This is a genomic window from Campylobacter sp. IFREMER_LSEM_CL2256 (assembly GCF_025771645.1).
Taxonomy (GTDB): domain Bacteria; phylum Campylobacterota; class Campylobacteria; order Campylobacterales; family Campylobacteraceae; genus Campylobacter_D.
Window position 1 is genome coordinate 150171 of sequence record NZ_JAKMQQ010000001.1, and the last position, 22197, is coordinate 172367.

At 30.0% G+C, this 22197-nt stretch carries 24 protein-coding genes; 14 read left to right on the forward strand and 10 right to left on the reverse strand.

Annotated features, from left to right (window positions below):
* Positions 1 to 51: 51 nt before the first annotated feature.
* Positions 52 to 1260: a sodium/glutamate symporter gene (gene gltS, locus L8U00_RS00785; RefSeq protein WP_263708174.1), complete on the forward strand. Its 1209-nt coding sequence runs from the start codon at positions 52 to 54 to the stop codon at positions 1258 to 1260.
* A gap of 23 nt (positions 1261 to 1283) precedes the next feature.
* Here the strand turns inward: gltS and nth are convergent, their stop codons facing one another.
* Positions 1284 to 1910, reverse strand: a complete 627-nt coding sequence (gene nth / locus L8U00_RS00790; protein WP_263708175.1) for an endonuclease III — start codon at positions 1908 to 1910, stop codon at positions 1284 to 1286.
* Between the two features lie 79 nt (positions 1911 to 1989).
* Between nth and L8U00_RS00795 the strand changes: the two genes are divergently transcribed.
* The 5 genes from L8U00_RS00795 (at position 1990) to L8U00_RS00815 (ending at position 7084) form a co-directional block, all read left to right on the forward strand.
* Positions 1990 to 2805 carry a major antigenic peptide/PpiC-type peptidyl-prolyl cis-trans isomerase gene (locus tag L8U00_RS00795; protein WP_039618453.1) on the forward strand — a complete coding sequence of 272 codons (816 nt, stop codon included), beginning with the start codon at positions 1990 to 1992 and terminating at the stop codon, positions 2803 to 2805.
* A complete protein-coding gene (fbaA, locus tag L8U00_RS00800; protein ID WP_263708176.1) occupies positions 2805 to 3869 on the forward strand; it encodes a class II fructose-bisphosphate aldolase in 1065 nt (354 codons plus the stop codon). The genes L8U00_RS00795 and fbaA overlap by 1 nt, the downstream gene beginning before the upstream one ends.
* Positions 3870 to 3944: 75 nt before the next feature.
* Complete coding sequence (locus L8U00_RS00805; RefSeq protein ID WP_039626332.1) at positions 3945 to 5276, forward strand: MotA/TolQ/ExbB proton channel family protein; 1332 nt, start codon at positions 3945 to 3947, stop codon at positions 5274 to 5276.
* On the forward strand, positions 5263 to 6213 hold the full coding sequence (locus L8U00_RS00810; protein WP_263672026.1) for an OmpA family protein: 951 nt from the start codon (positions 5263 to 5265) through the stop codon (positions 6211 to 6213). Before L8U00_RS00805 ends, L8U00_RS00810 begins: the two co-directional genes overlap by 14 nt.
* Positions 6200 to 7084, forward strand: a complete 885-nt coding sequence (locus L8U00_RS00815; RefSeq protein WP_263708177.1) for a 1-aminocyclopropane-1-carboxylate deaminase/D-cysteine desulfhydrase — start codon at positions 6200 to 6202, stop codon at positions 7082 to 7084. The genes L8U00_RS00810 and L8U00_RS00815 overlap by 14 nt, the downstream gene beginning before the upstream one ends.
* On the opposite strand, the gene L8U00_RS00820 is transcribed toward L8U00_RS00815, so the two are convergent.
* Positions 7055 to 8419: a sodium-dependent transporter gene (locus L8U00_RS00820; RefSeq protein ID WP_263708178.1), complete on the reverse strand. Its 1365-nt coding sequence runs from the start codon at positions 8417 to 8419 to the stop codon at positions 7055 to 7057. The two genes, L8U00_RS00815 and L8U00_RS00820, sit on opposite strands and share 30 nt — an antisense overlap.
* Before the next feature lie 102 nt (positions 8420 to 8521).
* Between L8U00_RS00820 and L8U00_RS00825 the strand changes: the two genes are divergently transcribed.
* Entirely contained in the window at positions 8522 to 9697 is a 1176-nt protein-coding gene (locus L8U00_RS00825; RefSeq protein WP_263708179.1) for an NAD(P)/FAD-dependent oxidoreductase, read from the forward strand.
* Here the strand turns inward: L8U00_RS00825 and L8U00_RS00830 are convergent.
* Together L8U00_RS00830 and dsbD are read right to left on the reverse strand one after the other, a co-directional pair.
* Entirely contained in the window at positions 9690 to 10343 is a 654-nt protein-coding gene (locus L8U00_RS00830; protein ID WP_214124815.1) for an MOSC domain-containing protein, read from the reverse strand. The two genes, L8U00_RS00825 and L8U00_RS00830, sit on opposite strands and share 8 nt — an antisense overlap.
* Positions 10343 to 12034 carry a protein-disulfide reductase DsbD gene (gene dsbD / locus L8U00_RS00835; protein ID WP_263708180.1) on the reverse strand — a complete coding sequence of 564 codons (1692 nt, stop codon included), beginning with the start codon at positions 12032 to 12034 and terminating at the stop codon, positions 10343 to 10345. The genes L8U00_RS00830 and dsbD overlap by 1 nt, the downstream gene beginning before the upstream one ends.
* Positions 12035 to 12282: 248 nt before the next feature.
* On the opposite strand from dsbD, the gene L8U00_RS00840 reads away from it, so the two are divergent.
* Complete coding sequence (locus L8U00_RS00840; protein WP_318529500.1) at positions 12283 to 12999, forward strand: amino acid ABC transporter permease; 717 nt, start codon at positions 12283 to 12285, stop codon at positions 12997 to 12999.
* Here L8U00_RS00840 and L8U00_RS00845 read toward each other — a convergent pair.
* The 5 genes from L8U00_RS00845 to L8U00_RS00865 are packed head-to-tail and all read right to left on the reverse strand — an operon-like array spanning position 12996 to position 17529.
* Entirely contained in the window at positions 12996 to 13760 is a 765-nt protein-coding gene (locus L8U00_RS00845; RefSeq protein WP_263708182.1) for a transporter substrate-binding domain-containing protein, read from the reverse strand. The genes L8U00_RS00840 and L8U00_RS00845 overlap by 4 nt on opposite strands.
* Complete coding sequence (gene kdsB, locus L8U00_RS00850; protein ID WP_263708183.1) at positions 13757 to 14482, reverse strand: 3-deoxy-manno-octulosonate cytidylyltransferase; 726 nt, start codon at positions 14480 to 14482, stop codon at positions 13757 to 13759. The genes L8U00_RS00845 and kdsB overlap by 4 nt, the downstream gene beginning before the upstream one ends.
* A complete protein-coding gene (gene thrC / locus L8U00_RS00855) occupies positions 14479 to 15888 on the reverse strand; it encodes a threonine synthase (RefSeq protein WP_263708184.1) in 1410 nt (469 codons plus the stop codon). The genes kdsB and thrC overlap by 4 nt, the downstream gene beginning before the upstream one ends.
* Positions 15849 to 16802: a tetraacyldisaccharide 4'-kinase gene (locus tag L8U00_RS00860; protein ID WP_263708185.1), complete on the reverse strand. Its 954-nt coding sequence runs from the start codon at positions 16800 to 16802 to the stop codon at positions 15849 to 15851. The genes thrC and L8U00_RS00860 overlap by 40 nt, the downstream gene beginning before the upstream one ends.
* On the reverse strand, positions 16789 to 17529 hold the full coding sequence (locus L8U00_RS00865) for an NAD+ synthase (RefSeq protein ID WP_263708186.1): 741 nt from the start codon (positions 17527 to 17529) through the stop codon (positions 16789 to 16791). The genes L8U00_RS00860 and L8U00_RS00865 overlap by 14 nt, the downstream gene beginning before the upstream one ends.
* Positions 17530 to 17590: 61 nt before the next feature.
* On the opposite strand from L8U00_RS00865, the gene L8U00_RS00870 reads away from it, so the two are divergent.
* From L8U00_RS00870 to L8U00_RS00895, 6 genes are read left to right on the forward strand one after another with little or no spacing between them, the layout of a single operon-like run.
* Positions 17591 to 18190: an MBL fold metallo-hydrolase gene (locus L8U00_RS00870; RefSeq protein WP_263708187.1), complete on the forward strand. Its 600-nt coding sequence runs from the start codon at positions 17591 to 17593 to the stop codon at positions 18188 to 18190.
* Positions 18190 to 18471 (forward strand): hypothetical protein, encoded by a 282-nt coding sequence (locus L8U00_RS00875; protein WP_263708188.1) that lies wholly within the window; start codon positions 18190 to 18192, stop codon positions 18469 to 18471. The genes L8U00_RS00870 and L8U00_RS00875 overlap by 1 nt, the downstream gene beginning before the upstream one ends.
* 56 nt (positions 18472 to 18527) lie before the next feature.
* Positions 18528 to 19505 (forward strand): agmatine deiminase family protein, encoded by a 978-nt coding sequence (locus tag L8U00_RS00880; RefSeq protein ID WP_263708189.1) that lies wholly within the window; start codon positions 18528 to 18530, stop codon positions 19503 to 19505.
* Positions 19502 to 20416 carry a cation diffusion facilitator family transporter gene (locus L8U00_RS00885; RefSeq protein WP_263708190.1) on the forward strand — a complete coding sequence of 305 codons (915 nt, stop codon included), beginning with the start codon at positions 19502 to 19504 and terminating at the stop codon, positions 20414 to 20416. The genes L8U00_RS00880 and L8U00_RS00885 overlap by 4 nt, the downstream gene beginning before the upstream one ends.
* A complete protein-coding gene (locus L8U00_RS00890) occupies positions 20385 to 21257 on the forward strand; it encodes an N-carbamoylputrescine amidohydrolase (protein ID WP_263706237.1) in 873 nt (290 codons plus the stop codon). The genes L8U00_RS00885 and L8U00_RS00890 overlap by 32 nt, the downstream gene beginning before the upstream one ends.
* Positions 21258 to 21268: 11 nt before the next feature.
* Positions 21269 to 21835 carry a DJ-1 family glyoxalase III gene (locus L8U00_RS00895; protein ID WP_214097567.1) on the forward strand — a complete coding sequence of 189 codons (567 nt, stop codon included), beginning with the start codon at positions 21269 to 21271 and terminating at the stop codon, positions 21833 to 21835.
* Between the two features lie 23 nt (positions 21836 to 21858).
* On the opposite strand, the gene L8U00_RS00900 is transcribed toward L8U00_RS00895, so the two are convergent.
* Positions 21859 to 22098 carry a SelT/SelW/SelH family (seleno)protein gene (locus tag L8U00_RS00900; RefSeq protein ID WP_263663233.1) on the reverse strand — a complete coding sequence of 80 codons (240 nt, stop codon included), beginning with the start codon at positions 22096 to 22098 and terminating at the stop codon, positions 21859 to 21861.
* Positions 22099 to 22197 lie beyond the last annotated feature (99 nt).

A 22197-nucleotide genomic window follows, 5' to 3' on the forward strand; every position in this document is an offset into this window, starting at 1 on the left:
TTTAAAGTCATTTAGATTACAATTGATAAGTAAATCAAACAAAGGAGAGGTATGAAATTTGATTTTTATGCAACGCTAGTTACTATGGTTATAGTATTGCTTTTGGGCGTTTTTGTCATTAAAAGGGTAAAATTTCTTCGTGATTATAATATCCCTGAGCCAGTTGTTGGTGGTGGAATAGCTGCGATTATTCTTTTAATCTTACATAGTTCTTTTTCGCTAGACATTAAATTTGATGAATCTATGAAAGATCCGTTAATGCTTGCATTCTTTTCAAGTATTGGTTTGTTAGCTGATTTTGCTTCATTAAAAAAAGGTGGTAGAAAATTAGCAGTTTTTTTAGTTGTAGTTGTAGCTTTACTATTTGCGCAAAATATAGTTGGTATAGGTGTAGCAACTGCCATGGGACAAAATCCGCTTATGGGGCTTATAGCAGGTTCTGTTACAATGAGTGGTGGTCATGGTACAGGTGCAGCTTGGGCGGCTGAATTTATTAAAGAACCTTATTTGTATTCTAGTGCAACTACCGTTGCGATTGCTTGTGCGACTTTTGGACTTATTTCAGGTGGTATCATAGGTGGGCCTGTTGCGAGATATTTGGTTCATAAACACAAATTAGTAGTTCCAAAACAAAATGATGATAAAGATGCGATTTTAAATTTCCAATCTCCAGAAAAAGAAAGATTGATCACTCCATCTTCTTTTATAGAGTCTTTAGCATTGATTGCTTTATGTTTATTAATAGGTAATGCTTTATCTACTTATATCAAAGCAAATACAGGTTTTACTTTACCAACTTTTGTGTATTGTCTTTTTGTGGGTGTTGTTCTAAGAAATGTTTTATCAGCTACAAAAATTCACCATGTATTTGATAGAGAAGTATCAGTTTTAGGTAATGTAAGCTTGTCATTATTCTTAGCTTTAGCACTAATGACTATTAATCTTTGGGATCTAGTAACCCTTGCACTACCGATGCTAGTAATTTTAGTAGTACAAGTTGCTATGATGGCTGCTTTTGCTATATTTGTAACCTTTAGAATATGTGGAAAAGACTATGATGCAGCAGTTTTAGCAGCAGGACATTGTGGTTTTGGTTTAGGTGCTACTCCAACAGCTATGGTGAATATGCAAACTGTAACAAATCACTATGGTATGAGCCATATGGCATTTATTATTGTGCCTTTAGTAGGTGCATTTTTCATAGATATAGTAAATGCTTTAGTGATTAATGCTTTCTTATATCTACCATTCTTTCATTAAAATCATCTAGCACTAATTTAGTGCTAGATTAACTTTTTATCTTTGCTCTTACATAAATGATTTAAAAAACACTCTTTACATAAAGGATTTTTAGCCTTGCATGTATAGCGTCCAAAAAGCACCATAGCTTGATGAAGATAGTTTAGATTATCTTTAAAAATTTTAGTTAAGTCTTTTTCTGTTTCTTCAGGGGTTTTGGCTTTGCTAAGATTAAGTCTGTGTGAAACTCTAAATACATGAGTATCTACAGCCATACAATTAGCCCCGCACCATTCTATCATTACTACATGTGCAGTTTTTTGTCCTACTCCTGCTAGAGTTTTTAAATCTTGCTCATTCATAGGAATTTTACCATTAAATTGCTCGCAAACTGCTTGAGCCATTTTGATTAAATTTTGTGCTTTATTATTATAAAATGAGCAAGAATTAATCAAAAGCTTCAAAGATGATAAGTTTGCCTTAGCTAAATCTTGTACGCTAGGATAAGCTTCAAATAAAGCTGGTGTGATGAGATTAACCCTTTTATCAGTACATTGAGCTGAAAGCATAACACAAACTATAAGTTCATAAGCATTACTAAAAACTAATTCTGTTTTTGCTTGTCCAAAATGCTCTAAAAATAATTTTTTAATTTCTAAATTTCTTTTCATAAACTTATTGTATGTTAATCGGCTTTAAATAAAGTTTAGATATAATAAAATCAACAAAACTATTTCAAAAGGAAAAACAATGAAAAAAATTTCTTTAGTTGCTGCGGCTTTGCTAACAGGTTTAAGTTTAAATGCTGCGGTGGTTGCAACCCTTGATGGAAACAATATCAGCGATACAGAAGTGAATGAATTTTTTGCTCCTATGTTAAGAGGTGCTAAAATCACTGATTTACCAGCTGAGCAAAAAAAAGCAATTATTGATCAATATATCGTTCAACAACTTGTATTAAAAGACGCTAAAGCTCAAAAAATAGAAAATGATCCTTCGTATAAAGAAGAATTAGAGCGTGCTAAAGAAGCTATTTTGGTAAATATCTACCAAAAGAAAATTTTTGATTCAATTAAAAATAATGATGCTAAAGCTAAAAAATTCTATGAGGCAAATAAAGATAAATTCACTAAACCAGCTCAAGTGAAAGCTAAGCATATTTTGGTGACTAGCGAAAAAGAAGCTAAAGATATTATTGCTGAGCTTAGTAAACTAAGCGGAAAAGCTTTAAATGATAAATTTGCTCAACTTGCAAAAGAAAAATCAATCGACAAAGGTTCTTCAGCTCAAGGTGGTGATCTTGGTTGGTTTGCTGAATCAACTATGGTAAAACCATTTGCTGATGCAGCTTTTTCTATGAAAAAAGGTACTATTTCTAAAACACCTGTAAAAAGTGATTTTGGATATCATATTATCTTAAAAGAAGATGCTAGAGCAAAAAGTACTATGAGCTATAATGAAGTAAAAGCAGGTATTGAAAGCAATATCAAAATGGAAGAATTTAAAGAACTTATGAATAAAAAAGCTCAAGAACTTCTTCAAAAAGCAAAAGTGGAATACAAATAATGGGTGTATTAGATCTTGTTAAGCCGGGTGTTTTAAGTGGCGATGATCTAAATATCGTATATAATCATGCAAAAAGAGAAGGATTTGCTATCCCTGCGGTAAATGTTGTGGGGACAAATTCTATTAATGCGGTTTTAGAAAGTGCTAAAAAAGTTAATTCACCTGTGATTATTCAGTTTTCAAATGGAGGAGCTAAATTTGTAGCAGGGAAAGCTTGCCCAAAGGCTGATGTGCTTGGTGCTATAAGTGGTGCAAGACATGTACATTTAATGGCAAAAGCTTATGGAGTTCCGGTGATTTTGCACACAGATCATGCTGCTAGAAAATTACTTCCTTGGATTGATGCTTTGATTGAAGCAAATATTGAGTTTAAAAAAGAAACAGGCAAGCCTTTGTTTAGCTCTCATATGATTGATTTAAGTGAAGAAGATTTAGAAAGTAATCTAAGTACTTGCGAAAATTATTTAAAACAAATGTCTGAACTTGGAATTTCTTTAGAGCTTGAGTTAGGATGTACGGGTGGTGAAGAAGATGGGGTGGATAATACTAATATCGATAATGCAAAATTATACACCCAGCCTGAAGATGTAGCGCTAGCTTATGAGAGACTTTCTAAAATTAGTGATAGATTTTCAATTGCAGCTAGCTTTGGTAATGTACATGGAGTATACAAACCAGGAAATGTGGTTTTAAGACCTGAAATTCTTAAAAACTCTCAAAATTATGTAAAAGAAAAATTCAATCTTGGTAACGAAAAACCAATCAATTTTGTTTTCCATGGTGGCAGTGGTAGTGATATAGAAGATATCAAAGCTGCACTTAGCTATGGTGTGATTAAGATGAATATCGATACAGATACTCAATGGGCTTTTTGGGATGGTGTTAGAGAGTATGAACTTAAAAATAAAGCTTATTTGCAAGGACAAATTGGCAATCCTGAAGGCGATGATAAGCCAAATAAAAAATACTATGATCCAAGAGTATGGCTTAGAGCGGGCGAAGAGAGTATGATCAAACGCTTAGAGTGTGCTTTTAGTGATTTAAATTGTATCGATAGAAACTAAGAGTTTTATAACTCTTAGTTGATTTTCCTGTGAAGATTTCAAATTTTTAGAGCAAAATTAACAAAGGTTTATAAAATGGAAGTTAAAACAACTGATGATTTTTCTGATCTTGTATTGCCTGAGGGAAAAGGTAGTACAGGAATTGTTGCTTATTTAAAGATTATATTTATCCCTGCTATATTGTATATTTTAGTGCTTTTAGGATATTTTGGAAAGATTGATTTTAAAGTAGAATTACATAGTGTTGTAATGATAGGGATTATCTTTTTGGTGGCTTTGATCTTTGCTAGACACAGTGCTGATTATGCTTCAAGTATTTTTGAGCAACAAAAAGATGAATTTAAACTTATATTAAAACGCTATATTATGAAGCATTTTTTAGTTATAGGTAAAGAAACAAAGTCAAACGCTAGTTTTGATGATTTTGCTTATGCTTATGTGAAAGATTTAAGAAATGAAAATTTTGCTTCTGTAGGTGCAGCTATTTTTCCTATGCTTGGTATTTTAGGAACTTTTATAAGTATAGCAATGTCTATGCCAAATTTTAATTCAAGCGACACAGCAGGTTTAGAACAAGAAATTTCAGTTTTATTAAATGGAGTAGGAACAGCCTTTTATGTATCAATTTATGGAATTTTCTTAGCACTTTGGTGGATATTTTTTGAAAAATACGGCAGTAGTAAATTCCAAAAACTTCTTAATCGTCAAAAAAATGCAACAAGCGATTTTTTCTGGTCTAAAGAAGAAATTGATAGAAAGTATCTTCAAGAAAGTTTGCAACATTTTGAAAAAATAGGCACGATTTTTGAGCATGTGAGCAATGAGGAATTTTTTAAAGAATTAGATAATACAATAGATAGAAAATTTAAAGTTTTTCAAGAGCTTGTAAATGCTGAGGAAAAAGCTGTAAGATTAAGCAGTGAGCATGTAAAACAAACTATGAGTGATTTGTCTAAAACCCAAAGAGAGCAAAAAGATATAGTTAAAACTTACAGCGAGATTGCAAATGCGGTAAATATGCTAAATTCAAATATAAAAGATTTAACTTTAAGAATTTCAGAGCAATACAACAGACTTTTGGATGTGAGTTCTGATAAGATTGTGCATTTAGATAAAAGCGTGAGTGCTTTAGATGAAAAGGTGAATAATTTTTCAAATAATATTGAAAAATATCAAAATCTTATGCTTGATAATCAAACTAAACTTTTCGAGGGCTTTAGGGCAAGTATTATAGAAGGTATGCACACTTTTAAAGAAGCTTATGAAGATGAAAAAAATATCGATGAAAAAATTTCACTAATGCAAGAATTTAAAGAAGAAAGCAAAGAATTAGATGAGCAAACTACACAAGTTATTGCAAAGCTTGAAAATCAAAAAGAAGATGAAAAAATAGATGATAAAAAATAATTCTAACAATGAAGAAAATAATTTTTGGATAGCTTATGCAGATTTAATGGCGGGCTTGCTTTTTATATTTATTTTGCTTATTGGAGCTATAGTTGTTAAGTATGTTTTAACTCAAAGTGATTTGCAAATCATAAAAGAAAATCTGCAAAAACAAGAAGAGCGCTTAAGAGAGAACAAAGAAGAATTAAACCAAAAAGAAGATATTTTAAAAAATCTTAGCCAAAAATTAAATAATACTTCAAGCACGCTTGATGATGTTAATAAGCAAAAACAGGCTTTAGAGGCTAACATTACTAAACTCAATCAAGATTTAAATTCAAGTTTGGATGAAAAAGATCAACAAATTTTTGCTTTACTTGAGAGATTAAACAAAAAAGATGAAGAAATCAAAGAATTAGAGCGTAATTTTGATGAGGCAAAAAGTAAAATCAAAGAACTAGGTTTAATCAAAGAAAATACCATTAAAAATCTTCAAGCAAAATTTGATACTAACATTACCTTAGATTCTAATACAGGGGCGATAGTTTTACCTTCTGAAGTGCTTTTTGATACAAATTCTTTTACTCTAAAAGCACATGCAAAAGAAAATTTAAAAGCGATTTTAACGCAGTATTTTGACAATATTTTAAAAGATGAAAATATCTTAAATAGCATAGAAAATATAGTCATAGAAGGTCATACAGATAGTGCAGGTTCTTATATATATAATCTTGATTTATCACAAAAAAGAGCTTATGCTGTGATGAGTTTTATACACTCATTTTACAAAGATCCAAGATTGCAAAAACTTTTAATGGCAAGTGGTAGGTCTTATTCTGATGTGATTATGAAAGATGGTAAAGAAGATAAAGAAGCAAGCCGTAGAATAGAGATTAAGTTTAATATCAATACAAATAATGCTTTAGAAAAGGTTGAAAAATACCTTGATAGCAAGTAGAATTGATATTTTAAAATACAAAAATTTTGAATTTTTACTCAAAAGAGATGATTTATTAGGTTACATCAATGGAAATAAGGCTAGAAAACTAGCCTTATTTGAAAAAAACAAACATTTATTTAAAAAAGGACAAAGGTTTATTTCTTTTGGTTCTTCTCAAAGTAATGCTTTAGTTGCTTTAGCTAAGTTTTGTTACGAAAATGATTTTTCACTTATTTTTGTTTGTGAAAAAATGAGTTCTTTTTTAAAAGAAAATCCCCATGGAAATTTAGAATTTGCATTAAAATACAATATTGAGTTGATAGAAAATACAAACTATCCTACAAGAAGATTACAAGCTTTAGCCTTAAAAAAAGATGATGATATTTTTATAGAAGAGGGTGTGGCTATAAAAGAAGCTGAATTTGGATACCAACAACTAGCCTTAGAGCTTAGTGAACAGTTGAATGAAAATGTAAGTATTTTTTTACCCTCAGGTACAGGAACTTCTGCGGCTTTTTTGGCTAAACATAGTAAATTTAAAGTTTTTACATGTGCTTGCGTAGGCGATAGTGCGTATTTAAAAGAGCAAATTTTAAGCTTAGAGCCAAATTATGATTTTAATAATTTAACCATACTAAATCCACCTAAAAAATATCATTTTGCTAAGCCTTATTTGGAATTTTATGATCTTTATCAAGATCTAAAAAAAGAATGTAGAGTGGAGTTTGATTTGCTTTATGATATGGTGGGTTTTAAAACTTTATTAGCTCATAAAGAGCAATTTGGTGGAAAAATCTTATATATCCATCAAGGAGGCCTTGAAGGAAATATAAGCATGTTAAAGCGTTATGAGTATAAATTAAAAAATTCCAAAATAAAAAATCACTAAGATAATCAAAGGTATGATAAACTTAACATAGTAATACCATAGTTTAAAAATACTTCCTTTTAGAGTATTTTGATTAGAAAGTTCATAAATAGCATCTTTTTTAAGCACCCAACCTACATAAATACAACAAAAAAATGCGGTTAAAACAAAGAATATATTTCCACTAATAAAATCAAAACTATCAAAAATGTTTTTACCTTTGATGATGGTAATATCTTTTAAAGGGCCATAAGTAAGTATGCATGGTAAATTTCCCAAGACAAAAATACTTCCAAGTGTTAGATTAATAGCAGTATTTTTAGCTAGTTTAAATTTTTCTTCCAAAACACTGATGATTACTTGATAAATTGGCAAGCTTGTGGTAAGTGCAGCGATGATTAAAAGCAAAAAGAAAAACACACAAATTATACTTCCAAAAGGTATATGTGAAAATGCAACAGGTAAGGTTTTAAAAACCAAAGATGGCCCACTATCAGGGGTTAAACCTACACTAAATAAAGCTGGAAAAATCATAAAACCAGCAAGTACTGCTATGAGGGTATTTAAAATTCCTGTATAAACAGAAGTTTTGATTAAATTCTCATTTTTCTTAAGGTGAGATGATAAGGTTATCATTACGCCAAAACCCAAAGATAGGGCAAAAAATACTTGTCCTAAAACATCTATAAACAATTTAGGAGTGATTTTGGAAAGATCAGGAGTAAGGTAAAATTTCACACCCTCACTTGCTCCTTCAAGAGTTAAATTACGTGCAACAACAACCAAAAGGCAGATAAATAAAAATGGCATAAGGTATTTTACTGACTTTTCTATGCCATCAATCACACCTTTTTTTAAGATAATCCAGTTAATTATCACAAATATAGTAGTAAAAATTCCTATTAATAAAGGATTATTTTCTATGGTTGAGTTATAAAATTCGCTTGTATATTGAGCATTAATGGGACTTGAAAGGTTAAAATCGCCTATGATGATTTTAAAAATATAAGCCAAAACCCATCCACCTATTACCATATAATAAGCCATGATTCCAAAACTACCTAAAAGCCCCATGTAGCCAACACCTTGCCAAGAATTGGATATTTTAACCCCATCACTTGTTTTTCCGCCAAAAGCATCGACTGAATTTAGCATTCTGCGTCTTCCTATAACATTTTCAACCAAAATCACAGGAATTCCTATAAAAATCATAGCTATACAAAAGGCTAAAACATAAGCACCGCCTCCATTTTCACCTACTAAGTATGGAAAACGCCAAGTGGCTCCAAAACCAATAGTCGCTCCTGCTACTGTAAGGATATAAGTTAGCGTATTGCTCCAAGTTTGTCTTTGCATACTTTTTCCTTGCTAAATTTAAATAAAAAATATTTTAAGATAAAAAATAATACCATTATGCCAAATTTTTATTTATTTTTTTATCAAATTAAAGGAAAATCCATGCAAAAAAAGAAAATTTTGTTTTTAGGTGCAGGATATGCTACTTTATCGGCTATAAAAGCCTTACCTGATGAGTTTTTTGAAAAAGCACAAGTGAGTTTAATTAATAACAATTCTTATCATTATCATACTATTTTACTACACAAAGTAGCTTCCAATGAAGATATTTATAGTTCAAAATATGATCTTTTACCTTTATTAAATCCAAAAATTAACTTTATCCAAGATGAAGTTTTAAAAATTTCTAAAGACAAAGTTTTTACTAAAAATAATGAATTTGACTTTGATATTTTAGTATGTGGGCTTGGTTTTGCTAAAGAAACTTTTGGTATTAAAGGTATGCAAGAATATGCTTTGAGTATAGATAATTATGAAAATGCTTTAAAAATTAATGAAATAATATATGAGAAAATAAAAAATTATAAAACCACTCAAAATGAAGATGATTTAAAAATCACAGTTTGTGGTGGGGGCTTAAGCGGGGTTGAATTTGTAGCTTCTTTAGCTAAAGAGCTTAAAATCTTTTGTCAAAAAGAGCAAATTGCTTATGAGAAATTAGAGCTTTCTATTATCGAAGCTATGGATCAAATTTTACCTATGTTTGATAAAAGTTTGGCTTTAAAAGCAAGGCAAAGGTTAGAGACACTTGGTGTGAAAGTATATGAAAAATCTAAAATCATAGAATGTGAAAAAAATGGTATAAGACTTGATGGGGGAGAATTTGTTAAAGCTAATACTATCATTTGGACTGCAGGGGTTAGAGGTAATAGCGTTATAGAAAATAGCTCTGATTTTTCAAGTGTAAGATCGCGTATAGAAGTAGATGCTTTCATGCATCCTTTAAATATTGAAAATCCATCAAAATACTTTTTTATAGGTGATAATAGTTTATTTAAAAATCCTAAAACCAACACTCCTTATCCTCCAACAGCCCAGCTTGCATTAAGAGAAGGAGTTTATATAGCCAAAGCTTTAATGGCTATGATTGATGAGAAAGAATTTAAGCAAGAATTTTCTTTTATAAGTGGAAATACCGTTTGTTCAATCGGAAATGATTATGCAGTTGGCACAGTTTTGCATAAGCCAATTAGTGGTCTTTTGGCAATAAAACTTAAAATTTTTATAGAAAAACTATGGCAATATCAGCTTATAGGGATAAAAGGATTTTTTAAATAAACATATAAGAATCATCATAAGTATGATTTAATCTAGCCTGAATACTCTCTTTCCATCCTTTTGCTAGGGTGGAAATTTTTTCTAATTTTTCTAAAGAATTTGAATTTTTAAAAGGATTAAAAAATAATTGATTTAACTCCATAATGCTTAAATTAGTTTCATCTTTTTGTAAGATTTTGATTTTGTCATTTTTGTTCATTACACCTTCTTTTAAGACTCTATAATACCATCCAGTTCTTCCACTTTTGAAAATTTCTTGAGTGAAATTTAAGTGATTGTGTATGCTAGAAATTTTAAAACAAGGCTTGCGCGGTTGACTTACTTGCAAAATACAAGTACCTATCTCATGTATATCTCCACAACAAACATTATATTCGTTTAAACCATCAATACTTAAGTTCTCTCCCATTTCTCCAAAATTTAAGTATTTATTTAAATAATTATTCCATAAAGTATAGTTTTGCACACTATTTGCAAAAACAACTTTTTCTAAATTTCCATGATGAATTTTATCAGCTATTTCATTATCAAGAATATAATCTGTATAAATTTGCAAAGAATTTAAATAAATATCCTTGATAAATGCTGAGTGAAATTTATTATAGTTTTTGATTTTGCCAATTTGCAAAGATTTAATAGAACTCATCAAGGAACTCTATTTAAAAACTCATTTGCATCTACATAGCCTATAATACGCCCTTTTTCCTCGCCTTTGTTAAAAAATATCATCACAGGAGGCCCAAAAACTCCAAATTCTTTCATAAGAGCTAAATCTTCTTGACTATTATGTGTTACATCTGCTTTTAAAAGTGTGTAATTAGCAAGCAAATTTTGTACTTTCGTATCTGTAAAAGTATATTCTTCCAAAAGTTTGCAGTTTTCACACCAAGTAGCTGTAAATTCAAGCATGACTGGTTTGGTAGAATTTTGTAATTCTTGCTTAAGTTCTTTTAAGTTTTTAATGGTTTTAAAACTTAAACTAGAGCTATTTTCTTTTGAAGCAAGATTAAACTCAAGAGGTTTTAGCAAGCTTTTTGAGCCCATTGAGCCGCCTAAAATTAGACTTAAACTATAAGCTGAAATTAAAATCATACTTGCTTTTTTAAATTTATCAAAATTAGTTTTTGCTTCATCAAATAGTCCCATAAAGCTAGCAAAAAATACCCCTATAATCCCATAAAGTATTAAAATGATATTTGCACTAAGTATTCTTTCTAGCATCCAAACTGCCATGATGAGCATGATAAAGCCAAAGAAAATCTTTATTTTAAGCATCCAAGCCCCGCTTTTTAAAAAACTTCCTCCAAGTCCTATTAAAAGTAAAGGCATACCCATACCAAAACTCATCACAAATAAAGAAAGTCCTCCTAAAAATACATCGCCACTATTAGTAATATAAAGCAAAGCCCCTGCTAAAGGTGCAGCCACGCAAGGTCCTACAATAAGAGCTGATAAAAAGCCCATGATAGCTATACCAAAAACCCCGTTTTTACCTTCTATTTTTTTATTGATAAAATTTTGAAATTTAAGCGGTAATTGTAATTCATAAAGGCCAAACATAGAAAGTGAGAGCAATACAAAAATACCCGAAAAAGTAATGATAATCCAAGGTTGTTGTAATAAACCTTGCACATTAGCTCCTGCAAGGCCCACTAAAGCACCTGCTATAGCATAAGCTAAAGACATAAAAAAGACATAGATAAAAGATAAATAAAAGCTATGTTTTTTAGATGGTTTATCTTTGAGTTTCATTGCGATTAATGATGAAAGAATAGGTATCATTGGTAAAATACAAGGAGTAAGTGCTAATAACAAGCCATAACCAAAAAAAGTTAAAAGTGTGATAAATATATTTTGTGTGCTTAAATCATTAGCAATTTGCTCATCTTCATTTTGCTTTTTAAATTGATCTTTAGCGGATTTTATAGTATAAAATCCATTTTGTTTATTAAGTTCATAATTTACATATACAGGACGATAGCATAAACCTTCTTCTGAGCAACCCTGATAAGCTAAGGAAAGTTTTGCTTTGTTATTTTTAACAAAATCATCTAATAATAATTGAGGTATAAAAAGTTCAAGTTGGTTAAAGATTACTTCTTTGTTTTCTCTAGTTTGAGTTTGTGGGAAATTTAATAAAGAAGTAATGTCATTTGAATCTAATTCTACTTTGATTTGATCTTTGTAAAGATAAATTCTGTCTGCAAGATTGATTTTTAAAAAAATTCCTTGATTGTTGCTATGGGTATTGAGCTTAAAAGCTTCATTGAGTGATAATACTCCATTATTAGCAAAAGCTAAATTTAAAAAAATAAAAAACACTGCTAAAAAACGCATTTTTCTCCTTGAAACTATAAGTTAAATTTGTTTTATTTTACTTATTTGTGGTAAATTTAAGTTAATAATTATCCTAAATTAAGGAGTTTGTTATAAACTAAAATTCCAATTTTTAACAAATCTTGTATTTAGTGAAATTTAGCTGCTATTTGCTATATTTGAAATCATAATAAAGGAAATTTTTGAATAATATTTTTTTAGTACACAATAAATTTAACGAGCATAAAAAAATTACTTTAAAAGTATATATGGTTAATGCTTTTTTGTTGGTTTTTTTATTGTTTTTATTTTTTTATTTATCTTTTTTAAGCGCTAGTTATAATTTTGATTTTGGGGCAATTTATGAATATAAAGACAAAATGATACAGGGTTTTTTTACGAGTTTTTTTATTAGTGTTTTGTCTTTGATTGTAGGTGTGATTTTTGCTTTGATTTTATGCTATATGAGTCTTTGTAAAATCGTGCTTTTTAATATGTTTGCAAGAGCTTTTATAGAGCTTATTAGAGGTACACCTTTGCTAGTACAAATTTTATTGATTTATTATATTTTTGCGGATAATTTGGGGCTTGATAATCGTTATGTTTGTGGAGTTTTGATTTTAGCTTTGTTTGCTAGTGCTTATATTTGTGAGATATTTAGAGCAGGGATTTTAAGTGTTGATAAAATGCAATATGAAAGTGCTAAAGCTTTGGGTTTGAGTGAGTTTGAAATTTATAAAAGCGTGATTTTTCCTCAAGCTTTAAAAAATATCTTAGCACCACTAAGTGGACAACTTAGTAATTTGATCAAAGATAGCTCTCTTTTAAGCGTTATAGCTATTTCAGAATTAACTCAAAATGCTCAAGAAATTAATGCTTTTACTTTTTCAACTTTAGAAATTTACATTCCTTTAGCACTTTGTTATTTGGTTTTAACTTTACCTATTTCTATGTTTTCAAGAAAGCTTGAAAAGAGTTTTTCTTAAAAGAAAAACTCAAGCTTTTGTTCTTTGAAAATTTCTTGCATATCTTTGAGGTATTTTTGACTTAGTTTATCAAAAAGACCATTTTCTTTAGATTTTAAAATAAACTCATTGAGTTCTTCTTTTAATTTGGTATTATTTTTATTTAAAGCTATGGCCCATTGCTCAGGTGTTTTTTCAAAAGGAGTGAAAATAGCTTTTGTTTGCTCAGGATGTTTTTTCCATGCTTTATAAATGCTCATTTGATCATAAATAAAAACATCAGCTTTAGCTTGAATGACTTCTAAAATGGCTGCATTCTCTTTATCAAATACTAATATTTTTGCATTTTTAAGATTTTTTTGAGCATATAAATGCGCACTTGAACCTCTTTTTAAGGCAAGGATTTTTCCTTTTTGATTTAAATCTTCTATGGAATTAATATTTGATTTTTTAGCACTTAATATCGCTAAATTTGCCTTAGCATAAGGCAAGGTAAAATCTATTACTTTTTTTCTTTGCTCACTTATGCTCATAGAAGACATGATTAGATCTATTTTTTGAGTTCTTAAAGCAGGTATGAGTCCATCCCAAGCTATGTTTTGAATTTTTAAATCATAGTTTTTTTCTTTGGCAAAGGCTTGTAAAAACTCTACACTAATACCACTTGGATTACCTTTGGTATCACTCATTTCAAAAGGAGGGTAGGCTAACTCCATACCTATGATTAATTCTTTTGCATGAAGTGTAAAAAACAAGCTTAGTAAAAAAAGTATTTTTTTCATTTTTTAACTCCAAATTTAGCTAAGGCTCTTTCATAATCTTCTTTTGTATCTATACCTATGCTTTGACTTTGTATTTTTAGCATTTTGATTTTTTTGCCATTTTCTAAGGCTCTTAATTGTTCTAATTTTTCACATTCTTCCAAAGCTGAGTTTTTCAAAGTGCAAAATTCTTGTAAATTTTTAACCCTATATGCATAAATTCCAAGATGGGCTTTAAAATTTTGTTTATAATTTGCCCTTTCATAAGGAATTTTAGATCTTGAAAAATATAAAGCATAATCATTACTATCAGTAACTACTTTAACCAAATTTGGATCATCACAAGCTTTCGCATCTACTTCTTTGTAGCAACTACTCATAAAACAAAGCTCATCTTCAAAAGCTTTTTGGCTAAATTCCTTAAAATTTTTAATATTTTGTGTTTCTATAAAAGGCTCATCAGCTTGGACATTGATGATTAGCTCATTTTCATTTAGTTTTAAAATTTGACAAGCTTCGTTGATTCTATCAGTGCCACTTTCGTGATTTTTACTTGTTAAAACTGCTTTTATATTGTGTTTTTGCGCTATTTTTAAAACCTCTTCATCATCAAGTGCCACACACACTTCATCAACTTCTTGCATTTTTTTAGCTGTATAAATAAACATAGGTAAATTATCAATCTCACATAAAATTTTATTTTCAAAACGACTTGATTTTAATCTTGCTGGTATGATAATCATTGTTTTATCCATTCTATAATAGTTTGTTTTAGATTTTTAAGTTTGCAAACTTGATTTTGCTTTTGTGTGCTTGTAAATAAGCTTGCAATATTTGGATGAATTTCTTGTTTAAATTCTTTTGCAAGTTCTTGCATGCAAGATTGTTCATCTTGGCATTCTTTATTATAAATTGCTTGATACATGCTTGGAGTAAATTTACTCCATTGTGCCGTGGAAGTGATAAGCGTAGTGGTGTTGGAATCAAGCATTTTAAAGCAAGTGCAAGTGTGAGGGTCTAAAAGTCCTAGGTGGCTGTATTGTTTGATATATTGCATACACTCATCATCATTACAAAAATCAGCTTCAAAGTCTTCTTGTAAAAGCTCTAGTTCTTTTTGGCTAAGCTCATAATATTTTTCATTCTTTAAAGCCTGCATTAACTCTTTGGTGCGTTCATCTTTAAATTTATCAAAAAGCAAGCGTTCTATATTTGATGATATAAGTATATCCATAGCAGGAGAAATAGTCTTTTGTAAGTTTTTATTTCTTAAATCATATTTGCCTGTATTAAAAAACTCACTTAAAATATTGTTTGAATTGGAAGCAATTTTAATTTTGCCTATATTTGCTCCCATTTTTTTAGCATAATAAGCTCCCAAGGCATTGCCAAAATTTCCACTTGGAATGATGATATCTATTGTTCTATCGATTTTTAAACTAGCATAGTAATGATAGATGATTTGAAAAAGTATTCTTCCAAAATTAACCGAATTTGCAGCACTTAGACTCAACTTTTCTTCTTTTAAAATATTTTTAAAATCCTCATCATTTAAAAGTGCTTTTAGAGCATTTTGCGCATCATCAAAATTACCTTCAATAGCTATGGATTTTAAATTGCTTGCATTTGAATGTGTCATTTGTAAAGCTTGAGTTTTGCTTGTGCCTTCATTTGGGTAAATACAAACTACTTTTATGCCTTTTTTATTTTCAAAGCTTTTTAGCGTAGCAGGTCCTGTATCGCCACTTGTAGCGCACATGATTAAAAAATCATCATCTTTTTTTAAGTATTCTAAAAGCACGCCAAAAGGTTGCAAAGCCATATCTTTAAAAGCTCTTGTTGGCCCATGGAATAATTCATTAATATAAAGCTTATCATTGATTTTTTTCAAATTAATAGGGCAGGTTTTATCATCAAAACTCTCATAAGTTTTCAAAGCTTTTTCAAAAACTTCAAGCTCTAAATCAAAATCAAAAGCTGTGATGATTTTTAAGGCTAATTCTTTATAGTTTAAATTTTTTAAAGCTTCATTATCAAGCTTTGGTAGATTAAGTGGAGCGTATAAAGCATTATTAGGTGCACTAGGGCTAAGTAAGGCTTTTGAAAAGCTTATTTGGTGATTTTTATCTTGGGTTGAGTGTAGTAACATTTTCTTCCTTTTTTGTTAAATTTATAAATATAATCTTGCAAAACTTGCTTAAAACTATCTTTTAAAATAATATCAAGATGGATAAGTTCAGTTTTAAAGCCAAAATCTTTTACTTTCACATAGTCTTTAAAGGTTAGCATTAAAGTGTCGCAATTGTGTTTTTTTAAAAGTTTTTCTAATTCTTCTTTTTTGAAAGTATAATGATCGGCAAAAAAATAACAAGCCCTAGCTTTGATAAAATGCTCATATAATCTAAAAGGCTTTGCAATAGAGCTTATTAAAATGGCTTTTTGATTTTCTTTTACATGAGAATAACGCACAAAATCTTCGTTTTCTTTAGCTATAAAATCAGCCCTTTTAGCAAAAGATTTTGGCAAACGATAAGCCCCACTAGGTAGGGTAAAATCAAAAAATGGCTCATCTTTACTTTGCAGTAAAATATTAAGTTTTTTAATGTGAAATTTAGAAAAAGCATCGTCTAAAAGTATGATTTTTGCTCCAAGCTCGATAGCTTTTTGTATGCCTTTAACCCTATCTTCGCTTACTATCACTCCATTAATGTGCTTTGTAAGTGCATATTCCATAGCTTCATCGCCACTTTCTTTAATATCGCACAAAATTTCATCTTTATGCTTAACGATGATTAAGCCTTTGCTTTGTCTTTTGTAGCCTCTTAAGATGATAAAACAATTTTCAAACTCAGCTGCTATGGCTTTACAAATGGGAGTTTTTCCATTGCCTCCTAGGGTTAGATTGCCTATGCTTATAATGGGTAAATTAAAATCAAGTTCTTTTTTAAATTTAGTATTTAAAATCGCTATGATCATATATAAAAAGCTAAAAGGCAAAAGCAAAAAAGCTAGAGTTTTTTGCAAAAAATTAGGTTTAAAAAAATAGCGATCAAGCCAAGTCATATGCATTCTTTAATGTTGTTGGAGGTTTTCTTTTAAAGGCATTATTTTGCACACGCTCTAAGACTAAATTTTTTAAATTCTCATCAAAATTTTCCAAGCTTTGATTATTTTCTAAAGCTTTTAAAACTTCATCTAAAATTTCATATTTATAGCCAAGATCTTTTTCATCGCTTTGATTTGGCCAAAGATCAGCGCTAGGAGCTTTTTGTATGAAATTTTCATGTACACCCATAAATTTAGCAAGCTCAAAAACTTCACTTTTATAAAGTGTAGCCAAAGGATTAAAAGCACAAGCTAAATCCCCATAAATAGTCCCATAACCAAGCATAAGTTCGCTTTTATTAGAAGTGCCTACTACCAATGCATTGTGTAAAGCCGAATAATCATAAAGCAAACTCATACGCACTCTTGCAGCTAAATTTCCAAAGCGTAAAGGGTTTAAGTCTTGACAAATTTTTTCATAAGCACAAAGTACTTCATCAATATAAATAATCTTATGATGAATTTGCAAATTTTTACAAAGCATTAATGCATCATCTAAATTTTCTTTATTAGAATATTTTGTAGGCATTAAAAGCACAAAAAGTTTTTCACCTATTGCTTTTTTGCAAAGATGAGCTACTAAAGCTGAATCTATCCCACCACTTAAACCTAAGATGAGATTTTTATCCCCTGCTTGTTCTTTTATAAAATTGATCAATAATTCTTGTAATTTTGTATAATTCATAAAAAATCTTTAAATATTAATTTTTTAAAATTATATTTGATTTAGTTAAAAGGAAGTTTATATGCGTATTTTAAAACAACCATGCGGAATGTATGAAACAAATTGTTATATTATAGATCATAATAACAAACAAATCATCATCGATCCAGGTGAAAATGCTTATGAGTTTATCAAAGAAAACGCAAGCAAACCTTTGGCTATTTTAAATACTCATGGTCATTATGATCATGTTTATGATAATGCTAAAGTTAAAAAGGTTTATGAAATTCCACTTTTTATCCATAAAGATGATGCTTTTATGCTAAAAGATCCTTTTAATTATGGTTTTGAGCATTCAAATGCTGATGTGTTAATAGAAAATGAAAATGAATTTAGTATAGATGAGTTTAAGTTTAAATTTCATCATTTTCCAGGGCATACTCCAGGGTGTTGTATGATAGAACTTGTGGGTGAAGATGTGCTTTTTAGTGGGGATTTTTTATTTTACCGTAGTATTGGTAGATGGGACTTTCCTTACTCAGATGCAGCCAAGATGAAAGAGAGTTTGCTTAAAGTTTTATCTTATGAAAAAGATTTTAGATTGCTTCCAGGGCATGGAGAAGAAAGTTCTTTAAGAGAAGAGCAAAGTGCAATTCCTGCTTGGTTAAGGTATTTTCACTAATGGATAAGGTTTTATATTTTTTAAGTTTTTTGCTGATTTTAAGTGCGGTTTTGAGTTTTTTTAAACCCAAAGAAGCAAAAAAGAAATTTTTTCACAAATGCCCATGTTTTAGAGCGGTGGAAAATGGTTTAATGAGCAGAATTTGCATTTATGCGGGAAGTTTTGGTTTTATGTATTCTGTGCTTTATATAGGATTTGGAGTGTACGATAAAAAGCTTTTTGTGATTTTGCTTTTATCTTTTGCGATATGGTATTTTGCTTGGGTTTTAAAAAAAGAGTAAAAAACTATCATTAAAAATGTTAAAATACTTTTTTAATTATCAAAAAGGGTATCAAAATGAGAAAAAGCATAGCAGAATGGCAAAAACAAGAGCTACTTTTACTTTCTTTGCCTCATGAAAATAGCGATTGGAAGCCTTATTTAGAAGAGATTTTACAAAGCTATGAAGAATTTGTTAAAGCTGTGGCAAATTTTCAAAAAGTTTTACTTATAGCGCCAAGTGAAAAAGATTTTCAAAGATTTAAACATATAAAAAACGTTGATTTTTTTAAGTGTGATACTAATGATACTTGGATTAGAGATTTTGGTGCAATTGATGTGCTTGAAGATGATAAACTCATAGGGCTTGATTTTACTTTTAATGCTTGGGGCGATAAATTTCAAAGCACTTTGGATAATGCGGTAAATTCAAAACTTTTTGCGCAAAAATTATCTGGAAAATTAGAAAAAATTGATTTTATTTTAGAAGGTGGGAGTATTGATTTTAATGGGCAAGGAGTAATGCTTACAACGAGTGCTTGTTTGTTAAATGAAAATAGAAATTCCCGTTTAAATAAAGAGCAAATTGAAGCTAAGTTAAAAGAAATTTTTGGCTTAAAACAAATTATATGGTTAAATCATGGTTATATAAAAGGTGATGATACTGATCATCATATAGATACTCTAGCAAGATTTATCAATGAAAAAACCATTGCTTATTGTGTGTGTAAAGATGAAAACGATGAACATTATAAGCCCTTAAAAGCTATGGAGGAGGAACTTAAAAAAACAGGGTTTGATTTATTAGAGCTTCCTTTACCTAAGCCTTTGTATTTTGAAGGTAAAAGGCTTGGTGCTACTTATGCAAATTTTGTTTTTGTTAATGGTGGCTTGATAGTGCCAACTTATAATGATGAAAACGATGCTTTGGTATTAGAAAATTTACAAAAAGCATGCAAAGATAGAAAAGTAGTAGGGGTTGATGCAAGAGTGTTTTTAAGACAAAATGGCTCTTTGCATTGTTCTTGTCAAAACCGCTATGAAGGTCAAAGATGAATTTGCAAAAAAGCGCAACCATCATCGCAAGTGTATGTGCTATTTTTTTAGCTATTGTTAAATTTATAGTAGGTTTAGCTTCAGGTTCTGTTGCAGTGCTTTCTAGTGCGATTGATTCTTTACTTGATTGTGTGATTTCAGGATTAAATTTTTTAGCTTTGAAAAAAAGTTCTCAAGGCTCTAGTAAAGAATATAATTTTGGCCTTAGTAAAATTGAAGCCTTAATGGGGCTTTTTGAAGGTCTTGTTATTAGTGGGATTGGGGTTTATATTTTTTATGAGAGCGTTTTGAAAATTCACAATCAAGAAAGTGTAGAAAAACTTGATCTTGGAATTTTTGTCATGGCTTTTGCTATGGCTGTGACTTTGTGTTTGGTGGTTTTTTTAAATTATGTTGCTAAAAAAACAAAAAGCTTGATTATAAAAGCTGATAGCTTACACTATAAAATAGACTTTTTAACTAATACTCTAACGCTTTTAGCACTTGTGATTATAGCTTTTACAAATTATCATTTTATTGATGGTTTATTTGGTATAGCTATAAGTTTATATACGATTTTTTCAGCTTTTAAAATCATCAAAGAAAGTTCTAAAATTTTATTAGATGTGGCAATTGATAAAGAACAAGTTGAAGTGATTAAACAAATTATAAGTGCAAATAAAGAAGTTAAAAGCTTTCATCATTTAAAAACTAGAAAAAGCCCTGATATACTTTATGTTAGTGTGCATTTAGTTTTTGAACCTACAATATCACTTTTAAAAGCTCATAAAATCGGTGATGAGATTGAAGATAGTATAAGGGAGTATTTTAAAGATGATTTTTGGAATATCCATATACACTTAGATCCTTATGATGATTCAGAAGAAGAAAGGAGTAAAAATGAAATTAGCACTCATACAGCAAGAATTTAAACAAAATAAAGAAAAAACTATAGAAAAAACATGCGAACTTATCAAACAAGCAGCAAAGGAAAAGGCTGAGCTTGTATGCTTGCAAGAACTTCATCAAACGCAGTATTTTTGTCAAAGTGAAAACACAGACTTTTTTGATTTAGCCAATGACTATGAAGAAGATGTTAAGTTTTGGTCTAATGTGGCTAGGGAAAATAAAGTTGTTTTGGTAACTTCTTTATTTGAAAAAAGAAGCGCAGGGCTTTATCATAATACTAGCGTGGTATTTGAAAAAGATGGCTCCATAGCAGGTAAATACCGTAAAATGCACATACCTGATGATCCTTGTTTTTATGAAAAATTTTATTTTACTCCAGGTGATTTGGGCTTTGAACCTATACAAACAAGCGTTGGAAAACTTGGAGTTTTAATATGTTGGGATCAATGGTATCCTGAAGCTGCTAGGTTAATGGCTTTAAAAGGGGCTCAAATTTTGATTTACCCTACTGCTATAGGTTGGTTTGATAAAGATGAAAAAGAAGAAAAACAAAGACAGCTTGAAGCTTGGATAGGTGTGCAAAGAGGCCATGCTATAGCTAATGGCTTGCCTGTAGTAGCTATTAATAGAGTGGGTTTTGAAAAAGATGAAAGCGGTGTGGAAGAAGGTATAAGATTTTGGGGAAATTCTTTTGTTTTTGGGGCTCAAGGCGAAGAGCTTTTTAGAGCTGATGATAAACAAGAGCTTTGTAAAATCATTGAAATTGATATGCAAAGATGTGAAAATGTACGCAGATGGTGGCCATTTTTACGCGATAGACGCATAGAGTATTTTCATGAATTAAATAAAAGATTTATTGACTAAAAGGAGAAAAAATGAAAAAAGTTTTAGTGCCTTTGGCAAAAGGTTTTGAAGAAGCTGAGTTTATAGGTATAGCTGATGTTTTAAAAAGAGCAGGAGAAGCTAGTGGAAATTTAGAAGTAATTATTGCTTCGCTAGATGATGAGCTTTTAGTACAAGGAGCTAATGGAATTTGTATAAGAGCTGATGTGAGTTTAGCTAGTGTTGATCAAGAAAATTTAGACGCAATTGCTTTGGCAGGTGGATTTGAAGGTATGATGAATTTAAAAAACAATCAAGCTATCATAAAAATCATACAAGACTTACATGCTAAGAAAAAAATCGTAGCGGCTATTTGTGCTTCACCTATGGTATTGGCAAAAGCAGGGGTGATTAATGGAGAGTTTTCTTGCTATCCTGGTTGTGAAGTAGGTATTGAAGGAACTAGAGTAAATAAAGCGGTTGTAGTAAATGAAAATGTCATCACAGCAGCTGGACCTGCTACGGCTATTTTATTTGGTTTGGAGCTTGCTAAACATTTATGCTCAGAAGAAATTTATCAAAAACTTTATGAAGGTATGCTTGTTCCTTTAACAAAATAAACCCTCGCTAATGAGGGTTTAGCTTACATTTGTTTCATAAGCTTGATGATTTCACCCTCATGAGGAAATCTATCTACTTCGCAGTTAAACAAGTCTTTTTTAGAGTAAATGATTTTGCCATCTACTTCTACTATAAAATGACCACCACCTTTTTCTATGGTAGAAATTTGCGCATCTTTGAATTCATTTTGTATTTCTTCTGCAACCCTTGCAGCTTGTGGTTTGTAATTTCAAAGATTACAATAATAAATTTTTACTTCCATTTTTTACTCCTTTTTTGAAAGTAAGTTATTATACATTTTTTATGCTTCTAAGTTTTAAATTTAAGGTTTTTTTTTATAATAATAAAAAAATACAAGGGA

Excerpts from the sequence above, each read along its gene's own strand:
- gltS (WP_263708174.1), top strand. The coding sequence starts at position 52 with ATGAAATTTGATTTTTATGCAACGCTAGTTACTATGGTTATAGTATTG.
- nth (WP_263708175.1), bottom strand. The coding sequence starts at position 1,910 with ATGAAAAGAAATTTAGAAATTAAAAAATTATTTTTAGAGCATTTTGGA.
- L8U00_RS00795 (WP_039618453.1), top strand. The coding sequence starts at position 1,990 with ATGAAAAAAATTTCTTTAGTTGCTGCGGCTTTGCTAACAGGTTTAAGT.
- fbaA (WP_263708176.1), top strand. The coding sequence starts at position 2,805 with ATGGGTGTATTAGATCTTGTTAAGCCGGGTGTTTTAAGTGGCGATGAT.
- L8U00_RS00805 (WP_039626332.1), top strand. The coding sequence starts at position 3,945 with ATGGAAGTTAAAACAACTGATGATTTTTCTGATCTTGTATTGCCTGAG.
- L8U00_RS00810 (WP_263672026.1), top strand. The coding sequence starts at position 5,263 with ATGATAAAAAATAATTCTAACAATGAAGAAAATAATTTTTGGATAGCT.
- L8U00_RS00820 (WP_263708178.1), bottom strand. The coding sequence starts at position 8,419 with ATGCAAAGACAAACTTGGAGCAATACGCTAACTTATATCCTTACAGTA.
- L8U00_RS00825 (WP_263708179.1), top strand. The coding sequence starts at position 8,522 with ATGCAAAAAAAGAAAATTTTGTTTTTAGGTGCAGGATATGCTACTTTA.
- L8U00_RS00830 (WP_214124815.1), bottom strand. The coding sequence starts at position 10,343 with ATGAGTTCTATTAAATCTTTGCAAATTGGCAAAATCAAAAACTATAAT.
- dsbD (WP_263708180.1), bottom strand. The coding sequence starts at position 12,034 with ATGCGTTTTTTAGCAGTGTTTTTTATTTTTTTAAATTTAGCTTTTGCT.
- L8U00_RS00840 (WP_318529500.1), top strand. The coding sequence starts at position 12,283 with ATGGTTAATGCTTTTTTGTTGGTTTTTTTATTGTTTTTATTTTTTTAT.
- L8U00_RS00845 (WP_263708182.1), bottom strand. The coding sequence starts at position 13,760 with ATGAAAAAAATACTTTTTTTACTAAGCTTGTTTTTTACACTTCATGCA.
- kdsB (WP_263708183.1), bottom strand. The coding sequence starts at position 14,482 with ATGATTATCATACCAGCAAGATTAAAATCAAGTCGTTTTGAAAATAAA.
- thrC (WP_263708184.1), bottom strand. The coding sequence starts at position 15,888 with ATGTTACTACACTCAACCCAAGATAAAAATCACCAAATAAGCTTTTCA.
- L8U00_RS00860 (WP_263708185.1), bottom strand. The coding sequence starts at position 16,802 with ATGACTTGGCTTGATCGCTATTTTTTTAAACCTAATTTTTTGCAAAAA.
- L8U00_RS00865 (WP_263708186.1), bottom strand. The coding sequence starts at position 17,529 with ATGAATTATACAAAATTACAAGAATTATTGATCAATTTTATAAAAGAA.
- L8U00_RS00870 (WP_263708187.1), top strand. The coding sequence starts at position 17,591 with ATGCGTATTTTAAAACAACCATGCGGAATGTATGAAACAAATTGTTAT.
- L8U00_RS00875 (WP_263708188.1), top strand. The coding sequence starts at position 18,190 with ATGGATAAGGTTTTATATTTTTTAAGTTTTTTGCTGATTTTAAGTGCG.
- L8U00_RS00880 (WP_263708189.1), top strand. The coding sequence starts at position 18,528 with ATGAGAAAAAGCATAGCAGAATGGCAAAAACAAGAGCTACTTTTACTT.
- L8U00_RS00885 (WP_263708190.1), top strand. The coding sequence starts at position 19,502 with ATGAATTTGCAAAAAAGCGCAACCATCATCGCAAGTGTATGTGCTATT.
- L8U00_RS00890 (WP_263706237.1), top strand. The coding sequence starts at position 20,385 with ATGAAATTAGCACTCATACAGCAAGAATTTAAACAAAATAAAGAAAAA.
- L8U00_RS00895 (WP_214097567.1), top strand. The coding sequence starts at position 21,269 with ATGAAAAAAGTTTTAGTGCCTTTGGCAAAAGGTTTTGAAGAAGCTGAG.